This window comes from Rhodococcus sp. (in: high G+C Gram-positive bacteria) (assembly GCF_049286785.1).
Lineage (GTDB): Bacteria > Actinomycetota > Actinomycetes > Mycobacteriales > Mycobacteriaceae > Rhodococcus_F.
Genome location: NZ_JBAQEO010000831.1, coordinates 1 through 14,452, shown reverse-complemented (window position 1 = coordinate 14,452; position 14,452 = coordinate 1). Strand labels below are relative to the sequence as shown.

Annotated in this window: 15 protein-coding genes and 1 pseudogene; 5 read left to right on the top strand and 11 right to left on the bottom strand. The window is 66.1% G+C overall.

Annotated features, from left to right (window positions below):
* From WAW17_RS29895 to pgsA, 5 genes and pseudogenes are all read right to left on the bottom strand, one after another.
* Nucleotides 1-335 (bottom strand): annotated as a pseudogene (locus tag WAW17_RS29895) (hypothetical protein); the annotation flags it as partial.
* A gap of 31 nt (nt 336-366) precedes the next feature.
* Nucleotides 367-1,185 carry a PspA/IM30 family protein gene (locus tag WAW17_RS29890; RefSeq protein WP_422336471.1) on the bottom strand — a complete coding sequence of 273 codons (819 nt, stop codon included), beginning with the start codon at nt 1,183-1,185 and terminating at the stop codon, nt 367-369.
* Nucleotides 1,186-1,343: 158 nt separating this feature from the next.
* Nucleotides 1,344-1,757 (bottom strand): helix-turn-helix domain-containing protein, encoded by a 414-nt coding sequence (locus tag WAW17_RS29885; RefSeq protein WP_422336470.1) that lies wholly within the window; start codon nt 1,755-1,757, stop codon nt 1,344-1,346.
* 70 nt (nt 1,758-1,827) lie between these two features.
* On the bottom strand, nt 1,828-2,328 hold the full coding sequence (locus tag WAW17_RS29880; protein WP_422336469.1) for a CinA family protein: 501 nt from the start codon (nt 2,326-2,328) through the stop codon (nt 1,828-1,830).
* Entirely contained in the window at nt 2,325-2,984 is a 660-nt protein-coding gene (gene pgsA / locus WAW17_RS29875) for a CDP-diacylglycerol--glycerol-3-phosphate 3-phosphatidyltransferase (protein WP_422336468.1), read from the bottom strand. The genes WAW17_RS29880 and pgsA overlap by 4 nt, the downstream gene beginning before the upstream one ends.
* Nucleotides 2,985-3,197: 213 nt before the next feature.
* On the opposite strand from pgsA, the gene WAW17_RS29870 reads away from it, so the two are divergent.
* Nucleotides 3,198-3,722 carry an amino-acid N-acetyltransferase gene (locus WAW17_RS29870; protein ID WP_422336467.1) on the top strand — a complete coding sequence of 175 codons (525 nt, stop codon included), beginning with the start codon at nt 3,198-3,200 and terminating at the stop codon, nt 3,720-3,722.
* Nucleotides 3,723-3,776: 54 nt separating this feature from the next.
* The gene (locus WAW17_RS29865; RefSeq protein ID WP_422336466.1) at nt 3,777-4,064 is read left to right on the top strand and encodes a YciI family protein; all 288 of its coding nucleotides are present in this window, start codon (nt 3,777-3,779) and stop codon (nt 4,062-4,064) included.
* A 24-nt stretch (nt 4,065-4,088) separates the two neighbouring features.
* Here the strand turns inward: WAW17_RS29865 and WAW17_RS29860 are convergent, their stop codons facing one another.
* The 6 genes from WAW17_RS29860 to thyX all read right to left on the bottom strand — a co-directional run bounded on the left by WAW17_RS29860 (nt 4,089) and on the right by thyX (nt 12,361).
* Nucleotides 4,089-5,072, bottom strand: a complete 984-nt coding sequence (locus WAW17_RS29860) for a TerC family protein (RefSeq protein ID WP_422336465.1) — start codon at nt 5,070-5,072, stop codon at nt 4,089-4,091.
* Nucleotides 5,073-5,272: 200 nt separating this feature from the next.
* Nucleotides 5,273-7,930: a DNA translocase FtsK gene (locus WAW17_RS29855; RefSeq protein ID WP_422336464.1), complete on the bottom strand. Its 2,658-nt coding sequence runs from the start codon at nt 7,928-7,930 to the stop codon at nt 5,273-5,275.
* A gap of 80 nt (nt 7,931-8,010) precedes the next feature.
* Nucleotides 8,011-8,634 carry a TIGR03085 family metal-binding protein gene (locus WAW17_RS29850; protein WP_422336463.1) on the bottom strand — a complete coding sequence of 208 codons (624 nt, stop codon included), beginning with the start codon at nt 8,632-8,634 and terminating at the stop codon, nt 8,011-8,013.
* A 25-nt stretch (nt 8,635-8,659) separates the two neighbouring features.
* Entirely contained in the window at nt 8,660-10,660 is a 2,001-nt protein-coding gene (locus WAW17_RS29845; protein WP_422336462.1) for an RNase J family beta-CASP ribonuclease, read from the bottom strand.
* The gene (gene dapA / locus WAW17_RS29840; protein WP_422336461.1) at nt 10,657-11,565 is read right to left on the bottom strand and encodes a 4-hydroxy-tetrahydrodipicolinate synthase; all 909 of its coding nucleotides are present in this window, start codon (nt 11,563-11,565) and stop codon (nt 10,657-10,659) included. The genes WAW17_RS29845 and dapA overlap by 4 nt, the downstream gene beginning before the upstream one ends.
* 43 nt (nt 11,566-11,608) lie before the next feature.
* A complete protein-coding gene (gene thyX, locus WAW17_RS29835) occupies nt 11,609-12,361 on the bottom strand; it encodes an FAD-dependent thymidylate synthase (RefSeq protein ID WP_422336460.1) in 753 nt (250 codons plus the stop codon).
* A gap of 229 nt (nt 12,362-12,590) precedes the next feature.
* On the opposite strand from thyX, the gene WAW17_RS29830 reads away from it, so the two are divergent.
* The 3 genes from WAW17_RS29830 to WAW17_RS29820 form a co-directional block, all read left to right on the top strand.
* Complete coding sequence (locus tag WAW17_RS29830; RefSeq protein ID WP_422336459.1) at nt 12,591-13,403, top strand: tyrosine-protein phosphatase; 813 nt, start codon at nt 12,591-12,593, stop codon at nt 13,401-13,403.
* Between the two features lie 44 nt (nt 13,404-13,447).
* The gene (locus WAW17_RS29825; protein WP_422336458.1) at nt 13,448-13,924 is read left to right on the top strand and encodes a toxin-antitoxin system HicB family antitoxin; all 477 of its coding nucleotides are present in this window, start codon (nt 13,448-13,450) and stop codon (nt 13,922-13,924) included.
* Nucleotides 13,925-14,026: 102 nt separating this feature from the next.
* Nucleotides 14,027-14,452, top strand: a 426-nt coding sequence (locus tag WAW17_RS29820) for an SRPBCC family protein (protein WP_422336457.1), incomplete at its 3' end; no start/stop codon positions are given.

Genomic DNA, 14,452 nt, shown 5'->3' with positions numbered 1-14,452 from the left:
AGCTTGCGGTAGCGGCTGACCGCCATCACGGCAGGGACCGCGAACACCACGGCCCCACCTCCGGCCACGAGCATGGACCATTCCGGTGCGGACATCAGTGCGAGTCCCGCTGCGCCGGTGGCCGAGGACCCGGAGACCAAGCCGTAACGCTTGGCGCGCCGTCGGGCCCGGCGCTTCTTCCGAAGCAGACGCTCGCGCGGATCGCGCCACCGCTGCGCCGCGTCGGCAACCCACTCCCCGGCCCCACGCAGTGCACCCTGCACGGTGACGAGGCCGGAGACGACGGTGGCCGACCGGACTGCGCGTCCAGGTCGGCCACCTCGGGCGAAACTCATTCGACTGCCATTTCCGTACAGAGCTGTGTGACTACTGACCCGGCGTGCCGGTCTGGCCCGCGGCCGGAGGCTGCTTCTGGGCTGCGGGATGTACCGGGGCGGCCGCTCCTCCGGAGGGCAATGCCTCGCCCTTCATCGATGCGCGGATCTGTTCGAGCCGGCTGTGACCCGCCATCTGGATGCTCGCCTGCTGAACCTCCATCATGCGTCCCGACACGGTGTTCTGTGCGAGCTCGGCCGACCCGAGGGCATCGGCGTAACGGCGTTCGATCTTGTCGCGCACCGCATCGAGGCTGGGCGTGTTGCCGGGAGCCGAGAGCGTGCTGTCCATCGAGCGCAGCGACTCGCTGACCCGTTCCTGCATCTTCGCCTGTTCGAGCTGGCTCAGCAGCTTGGTGCGCTCCGCCACCTTGGCCTGCAACGCCATCGCGTTCTGCTCGACGGCCTTCTTCGCCTGCGCCGCAGCCTGCAGCGACTGGTCGTGCAATGCCTTGAGATCCTCGACGCCCTGCTCCGCGGTCACAAGTTGCGCGGCGAAGGCCTCGGCGGCGTTCGTGTACTGGATCGCCTTCTCGGTGTCACCCGCCGTCTGCGCCTGGTCGGCGAGGTTTACCGCCTGCCGCGCGTTGGCATTGAGCTTCTCGACCTCGTCGAGCTGACGGCTGAGTTTCATCTCCAGCTGCCGCTGGTTGCCGATGACAGACGCGGCCTGCTGTGACAGTGCCTGGTGCTGACGCTGCGCATCCTCGATCGCTTGCTGAATCTGAACCTTGGGGTCAGCCTTCTCATCGATCTTGGAATTGAAGAGCGCCATCAGGTACTTCCATCCCTTGACGAAAGGATTAGCCATGGGTTTGATCCTGCCTCCATCTGTTGCGCCGCGCGTTGCGCGACCCGATACGCGACCGTCACGCACCGGAACAAGGGCTGCGCCCCGACTGCCTGTCCGCCCCCGCCGAGGACGAAATCGGCGGTTACAGAAAATCTATCCGTTCAGCGTGTGGGTTGCTATGCAGCAGCCAATGCCTGCGCAGCCGGGGCTGGAATGACGACGCGGGTATCGCGGGCGATAGTCGTCGACGCCTGCCGTGTGGCCTTGGCCGCGGCCACCGCGCTCGCCGTTGCCGGGTTGTCGACGGGCGCGGATTCGGCCGCGCGCCGTGCCGGTTCTGCCCGATTCGCCGAAGAACCGTCGGACAGCGACTCGCTGACATCGACGAGCACATCGGAGAGCGGAATGTCGAGCGCATCGCAGATTGCGGCCAGAAGCTCACTCGAGGCCTCCTTGCGGCCCCGCTCGACCTCGGAAAGATATCCGAGGCTCACACGGGCGCTGTTGGACACCTCCCGCAGGGTCCGGCTCTGCGAAACGCGCGTACGCCTAAGACTGTCACCGATTGCCTCACGCAATAGCAGCGCCATCTCGCTCCTCCTTCATCCGTCACCTGTCTCGCTTACACAACGCGTAAACACGACCGATTGGTTCCCGACCTTAGCCTGCAGTTGATTCCTTCACACGCTCGAGCAGTCCCGACACGGCGGCGGATACGGCGGAACTGCGAATTCGCCACCTGTCACCGCTCAGGGCCAACTCGCGCACCGTGGTCCCGGTCGCACCGGAAATCCCGAGAAAGACGGTCCCCACGGGGTGTCCGTCCTGCGTATCCGGACCCGCGACCCCGGTCAGCCCGATACCCCAGTCGGCGCTGCAGCGCGTCCGGGCACCGTCTGCGAGACCACGGGCGGTCGACTCGGCGACGGGCCCGTCCTCGGCCAGTTCCCTGCCATCGACTCCTGCGAGTGTCGTCTTGAGGTCCGTGGCGTAGACGACCAGCCCACCGCGGAGCACGTTGCTGGCACCCGGCACTCCTGCGATGGTCGCGGCGAGCAGTCCGGCTGTGAGCGATTCCGCGGTTGCTACGGTCTCGCCGCGTGCGGTCAGCAGTGCCACGAGTTCGCCGGCCCGGGTGCCCTCGGTCAGCGGATCCGTCACGCCCGGGTACTCGCGTTCGCCTCGGCCTTGTGGACGCCCGCGCGCAGCCGCACGGCCTGGACCACGTAGTCCAGGCCGGTCGCCACCGTGAGGAACACCGCAACGCCCATCAGAATCGCGCCCACGACCTCGAATCCCTCCGGGAGGGGTAGCAGGTACACGCCGATCGCGAACGTCTGTACGAGCGTCTTGAGCTTGCCACCCCGGCCCGCAGGAATGACCCCGTGCCGCAACACCGCGAAGCGCAGCAGGGTGATGCCGAGTTCGCGCACCGCGATGACCACGGTCACCCACCACGGCAGGTCACCGAGGATCGACAGACCCACCAGTGCCGCCCCGATCAGAGCCTTGTCGGCGATCGGGTCCGCCAGTTTCCCGAAATCGGTGACCAGTCCGTACTTGCGCGCGAGTTGCCCGTCTATCCGGTCCGTGACGGCGGCCACCGCGAACACACCCGTGGCCACCAGTCGCCAAGTGGTCGAATGACCGTCACCGACGAACAACACCACCAGAAAGACCGGGACCAGTGCGATGCGGACCATCGTCAGAATATTTGCGATGTTCACGAGGGGTACGTGCGGCTCACTCGCCGATTCGAGGGCGGGGGCAGGCGCAACGGGATCGCCTGTCGTGCGACCCTCGCGCTGCGTGCTCATCGGCACCCCGTGGACGTGCTGTTCACCGGATCGCGACCGACAGTGACAGCCGCACCGCGGCCGAAGGTCACAGCCGCACCGCGGCCGAAGGTCACAGCCGCACCACAGCGTCGGACCACACCCTCGAGACGTTTCGGGATGGGAGGGGGATTCGTAGGTGGTACCGGCACGTGGTCAAGAATATCGGTAGCGCCGTTGGTTAATGTTCACGACATGAATTCGCGGACGCCGGACACGACCCATGATCAGCTGCTCGTTCGCCGAGCGCGCACATCCGACGTTGCCGAGATCAAGCGTCTCATCGATATCTATGCCGGCAAGATCCTGCTCGAGAAGAATCTCGTCACCCTGTACGAGTCGGTCCAGGAGTTCTGGGTCGCCGAACGAGAGGGCATCGTGATCGCCTGCGGCGCAATGCACGTCCTCTGGGCCGATCTGGGGGAGGTACGCACGGTCGCGGTCGATCCGAGCGCGAAGGGGCAGGGCGCGGGCCACCACGTGGTCGCCAAGTTGATCGAGGTCGCGCGTGAACTCGAACTGGAGCGACTGTTCGTGTTGACCTTCGAGGTCGACTTCTTCGGCAGGCACGGCTTCGTGGAAATCGACGGGACTCCCGTCACCGCCGAGGTGTACACGGAGATGTGCCGTTCCTACGACACCGGTGTCGCCGAGTTCCTCGACTTGAGCTATGTCAAGCCGAACACGCTCGGCAACACCCGGATGCTCCTCACTCTCTGACCCGACCCACCCACTGCACGCGTGAACACAGCGAAACATCAGGAAGCGACAAAGATGCCTCTCTTCGTAGTGGAATACTCCTATTCGGCCGACACCGCCACCGGACGCGACGAACACCGCCTGGCGCACCGAACCTGGCTCGGTGAACTCGTCGAGCGCGGCACGGTCGTGTCGTCGGGACCGTTCGCCGACGGCACCGGCGCCTTCATCCTCGTCGAGGCCGACGATGCACCGGCCGTCGAAGCGCTTTTCGGCAACGATCCCTTCGCGCGCGGCAACCTGATAGCGGACAGGCGGATCGTCGGGTGGACGCCGGTCCTCGGATCACTCGGCCCGCGCTGACCGACGCACGTGCCCGAGGGCCGGTTACTTCGCCGGCGCCGAGTTGCGGGTCTTCAGGAGGCTCGCGACGGTCGTGACCACCAGCACGCCGATGATCACGGACAGCGAGAAGACCGTCGAGATCTCCGGCACCGACACGTGCTCACCGTCGTTGACAAATCCCAGCGTGTTCTCGTGCAGGGCGTGCAGCAAGAGCTTGGCACCGATGAACGCGAGGATGACCGACAGGCCGTACGACAGATACACGAGCCGGTCCAGCAGTCCGCCGATGAGGAAGTACAGCTGACGCAGGCCCATCAGCGCGAACGCGTTGGCGGTGAACACGAGATACGGCTCCTGGGTGAGCCCGTAGATCGCGGGGATCGAGTCCAGCGCGAACAGCAGGTCGGTGAAGCCGATCGCCACCAGCGCGAGCATCAACGGAGTGACAGCACGCTTCCCGTCGATCTTCGTCACGAGCTTGTCGCCGTCGTAGGACTCGGTTGTCGGGACAACCTTCTTCACCAGACCGATGATCCGGCTCTCACGCTTCTCTTCGACTTCCTTCTCGTGCCCGTGGTCCCGGATCAGCGTGTACGCCGTGTAGATCAGGAACCCGCCGAAGAGGTAGAACACCCAGCTGTAGGCGTTGATCGCCGCGGCGCCGACCGCGATGAAGATACCCCGCATCACCAGAGCCAACACGATGCCGATCAGCAGTACCTTCTGCTGGTACTCCCGTGGCACGGAGAACGTGGCCATGATGATGACGAAGACGAACAGGTTGTCGACGGACAACGCCTTCTCGGTGACGTAACCCGCGAAGTACTCGCCGCCGTACTGGCCACCCCACAGCCACAGCACCACGAATCCGAACACGACGGCGATCGTGATGTACACGGTCGACCAGAACGCCGACTCGCGGAAGGTGGGCGCATGGGGTGTGCGCACGTGGGCGAAGAAGTCGAAAACGAACAGGCCGAGAATCACCACACAGGTGACAGCCCAGACGAGCGGGGATACATCCATGTCAACAACCTCCGGTAGACCTCGACGGGTACCGGAGGTCTCTCCCGCCGGGCAGGAACACTGTTCCGGCCGACCGACAGCCCCGGATCGGCAATGGTGCCGACCGTGTTGACGGTGCTGCCACAGAAGTGGGGATACTCCCCTCCATGTGAACCCTATTCAACCACAAGCTCTCCGGCGAAGGCTCCGACGCCGGAGAACTAGGAGTCCTCACCGGGCGGCCCCTCGCTCGGATCCCCACCACGTATCGACCACAGCAGGCCATCCAGCTCGTCGGGTTTGACGAGCACATCCCGAGCCTTCGAACCCTCACTGGGACCGACGACTCCCCGCGTCTCCATCAGATCCATCAGCCGACCGGCCTTGGCGAAACCGACACGCAGTTTGCGCTGCAACATCGACGTGGAGCCGAACTGGCTGGAGACGACCAGTTCGACCGCCTGCAACAGCACGTCCATGTCGTCGCCGATGTCCGCATCGACGTCCTTCTTCTCACCCACCTTCGCCGCGGTGACACCTTCGGTGTAGTCGGGTTCCGCCTGGTTCTTGCTGAAGTCGACCACGGCGGAGATCTCTTCGTCCGTGATGAACGCGCCCTGCAGACGGGTCGGTTTCCCGGCACCCATCGGCAGGAACAACCCGTCACCCATACCGATCAGCTTCTCGGCGCCCGGCTGGTCCAGGATGACGCGCGAATCGGTCAGCGACGACGTCGCGAACGCGAGGCGTGACGGCACATTGGTTTTGATCAGACCCGTCACCACGTCCACCGACGGTCGCTGCGTCGCCAGCACCAGGTGAATGCCGGCAGCTCGTGCCTTCTGTGTGATCCGCACGATCGCCTCCTCCACATCACGCGGGGCGGTCATCATCAGGTCGGCGAGCTCGTCGACGATCGCGAGAATGTACGGGTACGGGCGATAGACCCGTTCGCTGCCGAGTGGTGCCGTGATCTCGCCCGACTTCACCTTGGAGTTGAAGTCGTCGATGTGGCGCACCCGGTTGGCCTGCATATCCTGATAACGCTGCTCCATCTCCTCGACCAACCAGGCCAGCGCGGCGGCAGCCTTCTTGGGCTGGGTGATGATCGGCGTGATCAGGTGCGGGATGCCCTCGTACGGTGTCAGCTCGACCATCTTGGGGTCGATGAGAATCATCCGCACCTCGTCGGGCGTCGCCCGGCACAACAACGACACCAGCATGGAGTTGACGAAGCTCGACTTACCGGAGCCCGTGGATCCTGCCACCAGGAGGTGCGGCATCTTCGCGAGGTTGGCGCTCACGAAATGTCCCTCGATGTCCTTGCCGAGACCGATCACCAGTGGGTGATGATCCTTGCGCGTGCTCGACGCCGTGAGGACGTCCGCCAGACGGACCAGCTCGCGGTCGGAGTTGGGGACCTCGATCCCCACTGCCGACTTTCCTGGGATGGGCGCGAGGAGTCGCACGTTGTCGGTCGCGACCGCATAGGCGATGTTGCGGGCGAGCGCGGTGATCTTCTCGACTTTCACACCGGGGCCGAGCTCCACCTCGTAACGGGTCACCGTCGGACCGCGCGTGAATCCGGTGACGGCAGCGTCGATCTTGAACTGTTCGAGAACCTCCGTGATCGCCTCGATCATCGCGTCGTTGGCGGAACTGCGCTTCTTCGGCGGATCCCCCTCGATGAGAAGCGAGGTCGGCGGCAACGTGTAGTCGCCTTCCACCACCCTGTCGGTCACGAACTTGTCGACCTCGGGGATCGGGGGGTCCGGTTCAGGCTCGGGTTTCGGTGGTGCCACCACCGGCTTGGTCTTGGCACGTTCCGGCTTCGGTGTAGGTGCCGGTCTCGGCGTCGGCACCGGGGCTGCCTCGGCAGCGGACGCGGAGTCCCACAGATCCAGAACCTCGGTTTTCGCGGTGTCACTGACCGAGTACTCGTCGGTGGGATAGTTGTCCACCGGCGCCCCCCGACGGCCCGTGTCGTAGTCGTCGACCGGGTAGCCGTCCGCGTCGAACAGGGTGGGGTCGTACTCGCCGTCACCGTAGTAGTCGCTGTCGTAGTCGTTATGGTGAGCACGACCGAACGAGGTGCCGAAGTACGACTGGAGTTTGCCCGGCACTTCCCGGACCGTGGTGCCTGTCAGCAGCAGAACCCCGAACAGCCCCGCAATGAGCAGCAGGGGCGCGGCCAGCCACACCGTGAGTCCGTCGGTCAGCGGGCCACCCGCCGCGTAACCGACGAAACCGGCCCCCTCCGCGCGGGCCTCCGCCTCGGTGGGGGCTCCGCTCGCGATGTGCCACAGGCCGAGCGCCGGCAGCCCCACGAGCAGGGACCCGAGCACGAGACGCGGACGGACCTCGGGGTGCGGCTCGGTACGCATCAGAAGGACCGCGATACCGACCCCGATGATCGGGAGAACCGCGGCGGCTCCGCCGAAGACGGCGCGCACGCCGGTCTCGATCCACTCCCCCACCGGACCACCTGCCGAGAACCAGATTCCTCCGGCAACCACGACGCTCGCCGCGATGAGGCCGAGCGCGATCCCGTCCCGTCTGTGCCCCTGCTCGATCTCGGCCGCCTTGCCGACTGTCCGTGTGGTGGCGCCGACACCCTTCGCGACCAGCGCCCAACCGGCGCCGATTCCGCGCCCGACCGACTTCAGCGGACCCGATGAGGAAGCCTTCTTCGCCGGCGGTCGCCGAGTGCCGCCGCGGGAGCCGCTTCCGCGCGACGCCGGCGGCGTGCGGGGCGTACTGACCGTCCGGCCGGTGCGCGACTTGGACTTGGGCTTGGGCTTGGACGATGCCCCTCGCACGCCCATCCCCGATGCGGACGGGGTCGTGCTCGAACCGCGGGCGCTCGTCTTACCTGCCATGCACATCAGATTAGTCGCTACGGCACCTTCCGGACCATCCGCAACACCCGTAACAAGCAGCGACCTGGGAGAAGATCCTCTCAGAACCCTCGATCGAGGGAGTTCACGGCCTCGACGTCCGACGGCGATCCCTCGAAGTCGATCTGCACCGCGTCACGTCCGAATGCGTGGAGGAGCAACTCCGCGGGCTGTCCGCGCAGGACCACTCGTCGCCCGTCCGCGGACCGGACGGTGACCTCTTCACCCGAAGGACGCTCGAGAATCACCGACACCGGCGACTTGCGGTACCCGAGTCGGCCGACCTTGCTCGCCAGACCCCACAGCACGTCCTGGCGCTCGTCGACGATGGCCCTCGGCTGCCATCCCGGCTGTGCCCGCCGGACGTCCTCGTGATGGACGAACATCTCCCCCACATTGATCTGGGCGTCGAGCCAGTACATCGGCGACCACCTGGGCGGTCCCGATCGAACCTCGTCCAGCAGACGACTCCACGGACGTGTCGCCGTGCCACGCCGCACCCGTTCCGTGTATCCCGCCAGAGCGCCGACGACGATGCCGGGAGCGGCGTCCGGGCGGCGGTCGCGAACGATCAGGTGCGCTGCGAGGTCGCGGGTCGTCCACGTCCCGCACAGCGTCGGAGCATCGGGGCCGAACTCGGTCATCGAGTCGACGAGGGCAAGACGTTCATCTCGGGCGAAGGTCACCCGACCGAATGTACCTGCCGCAGAGCTACTTGACCTCGATCGAGGGAACGGCGATCACCGTCGGCACGATCATGGGCCGACGACCATACTTGTCCGCAACCCAGCGGCCCACGATGCGCCGGATTACCTGCGCGATCCGGTGGACGTCGTTGATTCCTTCGGCCGCGAGATTGAGCAGTTCGGCCTCGACGAGCTGCGCAGCGGCCTTGAGTGCGGTGGGGTCGTCCGAGAATCCGCGACCCGAGACCTCCGGTGTGCTGACTGCTCGGCCTGTGGATTCGTCGATCACCAAACTGATCGCGATGAACCCGCCCTCACCGAGTACCAGCCGATCCGACAGGGTGGACTCGCCGACGTCACCGACCGACAGGCCGTCGACATAGACGTACCCGACCGGCACCTGGCCCACGATCTCCGCGAGGCCGTCGACCATGTCGACCACCACACCGTCCTCGGCGAGCACGATCCGGTCCTCCGGAACACCGGTCGCCTTCGCGAGAGCCGCATTGGCGCGCAGGTGCCGCCACTCGCCGTGCACCGGCATCGCGTTGGTGGGCCGCACCGCATTGTAGAGATACAGCAGCTCACCTGCGGACGCGTGACCCGAGACGTGGACCTTGGCACTCTGCTGGGTGACCACGGTCGCACCGCGCTTGGCCAGGCCGTTCACCACCGCGAACACAGAATTCTCGTTTCCGGGAATCAGCGAGGACGCGAGTACCACGAGGTCGTTGGCCTGGATGTTGATCTGCCGGTGCTCACCCCGCGCCATCCGCGACAACGCCGACAACGGCTCACCCTGCGAGCCGGTGGAAATCAGCACCAGACGATCGTCGGGCAGGTTGGCGGCGGTGTCGATGTCGACCACCAGGCCGCTCGGGACGGTGAGGTACCCGAGGTCCTCGGCGATCTGCATGTTGCGGACCATCGAACGCCCCACGAAGGCGACTCGGCGGTTGTAGCGATGCGCCACATCGACGACCTGCTGGATGCGGTGCACATGACTGGCGAACGACGCGACGATCACCCGCTGCTTGGCCTTGCCGATGACGTTGTCGAGGACGCCGCCGATCTCGCGCTCGGGTGTGACGAACCCCGGAACCTCGGCGTTGGTCGAGTCGACAAGGAACAGGTCGACGCCCTCGTCCCCCAGACGCGAAAAGCCGGCGAGGTCGGTGAGCCTGCCGTCGAGGGGCAGCTGATCGAGCTTGATGTCGCCGGTGTGCAGCACGACACCGGCGTCGGTGCGAATGGCAACCGCGAGGGCGTCGGGGATCGAATGATTCACCGCGAAGAACTCGCACTCGAACGGACCGTGTTCGGTCCGATGCCCCTCCATCACCTCGACGAGGTTGGGGCGCTGCCGGTGCTCACGGCACTTCGCCGCCACCAGGGCGAGAGTAAACCGCGAACCCACCACCGGAATGTCCGGGCGCAGGCGAAGCAGGAACGGGATCGCGCCGATGTGATCTTCGTGCCCGTGGGTCAGGATGACGGCCTCGACATCTGCCATCCGGTCCTCGATGTGCCGGAAGTCCGGCAGGATCAGGTCCACACCGGGCTGCTGATCTTCGGGGAACAGCACGCCGCAGTCGACGATGAGTAACTTGCCCTGATGCTCGAACACCGTCATGTTGCGGCCGATCTCGCCGATGCCGCCGAGAGCCACCACCCGCAGACCGTTGAAGGGCGCCTTCGGCGGCGGGCCGAGCCGTGCCATCGCGCCGGCCGGGGCCACTCGCGTGTCCTGTTTCCTGCCACCGCCACCGCGGCGGCCGCCGGACCGCGACGGAGTCTTGTTCGCGGCGCCGACCTTCGTCGACGGCGTCTTCACCGGAGCGCTTCTGGCCTTCACCGTCTTCGGCACCAGGGGAGAATCCGCGACCACGGGCGTGTCCTCGGGCGCGGGCGCAGCCTTCGTGGGCTGCTGCGCGGCGGGCTGCGACGCAGCGGGCGGCTGCGCGGCGGTGGGAGACGGCGGGCCGGCCTGACGGCTCGCACTGCGACGACGACCCGGACGTGTCATACGAGAACCCCTGCTGCGTGGAGATCTGCGGCCAGCAGATCGAGTTGATCATGTGTGGGGGCAACCTGCGGCAGCCGCGGTTCACCCACATCCATCCCGATGATGCGCAGTCCGGCCTTGGACGCGCTGACACCGCCGAGACGTGCGACCGACCGGATCACCGGTATGAGACTGAGATTGATGGCCCGCGCACGGGCGATATCCCCTGCCATGAAAGCGGTGTGCATTTCCCGCAGCCGGCCCGGTACGAGGTGTCCGATGACGCTGACGAAGCCTGTGGCTCCCACCGCGAGCCAGGGCAGGTTGAGCGGGTCGTCTCCGGAGTAGAACAGCAGATCGGTGGTGCCGATCAGTTCGGCTCCGGCGTTGAGGTCGCCCTTGGCGTCCTTGACCGCGACGATCCGCGGGTGCTCGGCGAGCCGGCGGATCGTCTCGGTCTCGATGGGCACCACCGAGCGCGGCGGAATGTCGTAGAGCATGACGGGAAGGTCGGTGGCATTGGCGACGGCCGTGAAATGCGCGTAGAGACCCGCCTGCGGTGGCCGTGAGTAATAGGGGGTGACGACGAGCAGACCCTGCGCTCCGGCGCGGGCGGCATCACGCGCGAGTTCGACGCTGTGTGCGGTGTCGTTACTGCCCGCGCCCGCGATGATCTTCGCGCGTCCACCGACGGCGTCGATGACGGCACGGAGCAGCTCGAGCTTCTCGTTCTCGGTGGTCGTGGGCGACTCGCCGGTGGTGCCGGCCAGGACGAGAGCGTCGCATCCGTTGTCGACGAGATAGGCGGCGAGGCGGACGCCGGCGTCCACGTCCAGCTTTCCGTCAGCGGTGAACGGTGTCACCATCGCAGTGGACACGGTGCCGAACGGACGCTCGACGGGAGAAGCGGAATCACCGTAGGTCATGGTCAGAAGGCTACCCGGTGCGCGCGGCACTTTTGCACACCCGTCACGCGTCGGCCGAAAACGTGCTGCGCGCCACTTCGGTGCCGTCGCCCGAGGCCACGATTTCGAGGTCGCCGAAGACATTCGGCGCCGCCACGTGGAGCCGGCGCAGGCATTCGACTGCGACACGGCGGATTTCGACGTCGGCGTGCTCGGTGGCCCGCATCGAGATGAAATGCCGCCAGGCCCGGTAGTTCCCGGTCACCACGATGCGGGTCTCGGTCGCATTCGGCAGCACCGACCTCGCCGCCTGCCTCGCCTGCTTGTTGCGCAAGGGCAGACTCGGGATGTCCGCGAACTTGCCCTCCAGGGCGGCCAGCAACTCGCGGTATGCCTCGCGACTCGCGTCGGTGGCCTTGGCGAAAAGCTCCTCCAGTTCCGGATCACCGGCAACGGCGGGCGGCGGGACGACGTTGGCGTCGTTCTCACGCACGAACCGTTGCGACAGCTGCGAGTAGGAGAAGTGGCGGTGCCGGATGAGCTCGTGAGTACACGACCGGGAGACGCCGGTGATATAGAAACTCACGCTGCCGTGTTCGAGCACCGAGTCATGGCCCACCTCGAGCAGGTGCCGAAGGTATCCTGCGTTGGTCGCGGTGCGCGGATTCGGTTTGGACCAGCTCTGATAACAGGCCCGGCCGGCGAACTCCGTCAGCGCCTCACCACCATCGGCGTCGGTCTCCCACGGTATGTCCGCGGGCGGAAAGAACTCCGTCTTCGCGACGAGCTGCACCCTGAGAGACACCGACTGCGGCACTGAACCGACCCTCCTACCGAACCCCGTGACGGGGAACCTGCTGATGCATCGACCCTAGTCCGCAGCACCGAGACCGCCCGCTCCCGCCCACATCGACGCACCGATGTTCACCACCGATTCACTGCGGCCGCGTATGCGGCCGTGTAACTGTCGTATCCACACCCGTTCTTTCCCGCCCGACTCCCGGAGGTGGAGACCTGTGAAGTCGTCGCCAGTGAAGTCTTCGCCAGTGAAGCCGTCTCGGTACCGTTTCCGGCTCGCTCTCGTGATCGCCGGTCTCGGCGCCACCGTCCTCACGTCCGCTCAGGCGGCGCTCGCCGAGCCTGCGGCACCGATCCCCGCGGTGGTGGAGAGCCGCACACAGACCCCGGTCGCCGGGCAGTCGCTCGCACTCGAGGGAGCCGACAACGCCCGGGACATCGGCGGGTACACCACTGTCGACGGCGCTGTCGTGCGGTCCGGTTCGGTGTTTCGGACCGACGCCCTGAACAACCTCACTCCGCGCGACCTCGCGCGCCTCGAGTCGGCGAACGTGACGGTCGTGGACGACCTTCGAACCACCTACGAGCGTGTTCTCGCGCCCGACCGCGTTCCAGCGGGCGCGAGCGCCAACTGGTACGACGTCCTCGGGCAGTCGCCGATCACCACGCTCGTCGACATGCCTGCCTCCTACCGGGCGTTCGTGACCGGCCCGGGAGCGAACGAGGCCTTCTCTGCCGTCCTGCACGACGTGGCCACGTCCGAGGGCGCGGTGATCTACCACTGCAGCGCCGGCAAGGACCGCACCGGCTGGGCCACCGCCGTGCTCCTGACCATTCTGGGCGTGCCGCGTGACACGGTGAACGCTGATTTCCTCCTCAGCAACACCTACCGGGGTGCCGATCCCGAGAACCCGGGACTGAACGGTGTGAGCCTGGAGTGGCTGGACATCGCGTTCGACACCGCGACCGCCACCTACGGGAGTTTCGACAATTACGTATCCGAAGGCCTCGGACTGTCCTCTGCGGACGTCGACCTCCTGAAGTCCACGTTGCTTCGCTGAGTCCGCCGCTTGACTGACATCACTCGTGACGCCACTATGGCGTCATGGATCTCGACTCGTACGTCTCCCGTCTGAAGGACGCCCTCGATTCCGCCGCCGCGCTCGGTGACGACAGGACCCGGGAGACGGCTGCCGCTCTCGCGGCCGCGGTCGAACCCGCCGCCCGCCTGCTCATCCTCTCCGCGCTCACCGAGTTCGCCGGAGAGGTGTCGTCCGAGCTCGCCAACCGCACCGTCGGCGTACGACTGGATGGAAGCCGGGTCGCCGTGAGCGTCCACCGCACGCCGCCCGAGCAGGCACCGGAAGGCGCACAGCGAACGACGGCGGAGGACATCGGTGCCGCCTTCGATGACGCCACCGGCGACATCAGCCGCGTCACGCTGAGACTCATGGACCAGATCAAGTCGAAGGCCGAGGAGGCGGCCTCGCAGAATGGCGTGTCGCTGAACTCCTGGGTGTCCCAGGCCGTACAGGGTGCACTCAGGGACCACGTGCGTCGATACGGGACGGATAATTCCTGATCGGGAGAGACTCACTCCACGGGCCCGTCGGCGACGGTGGTGTAATTACGTCGCACCAAACCACACAGTGAGAGTCGTCACAGACTCTAAGGAGTGAAGAGTATGGCCGTTTCCGGCGTCAAAGAGTTCGAGATCAAGGCCGATACGGCCACGGTGATGGCTGCGATCGCCGCCGTGGATCGCCTTCCCGAGTGGTCGTCGTCCCACAAGTCGGTCACCATAGAAAGCACCCACGAGGACGGGCGTCCCCACCGAGTCCGGATGCACCTGTCGATCCTCGGAATCAACGACGAGCAGGTGGTCGACTACACCTTTATCGGAGACGACACCGTGTCGTGGACCCTGATCGAGAGCAGCCAGCAGCACTCGCAGGAGGGGTCCTACGTCCTCAGTTCGTCAGATGCCGGCACCAGGGTGATCTTCGAGTTGTCCGTGGATCCGAAGATTCCCCTGCCGGGCTTCCTCGTGAAGAAGGCGCAGAAGACGGCAATCGAGACGGCAAGCAAGGGTCTGACCGAGTTCGTCGAG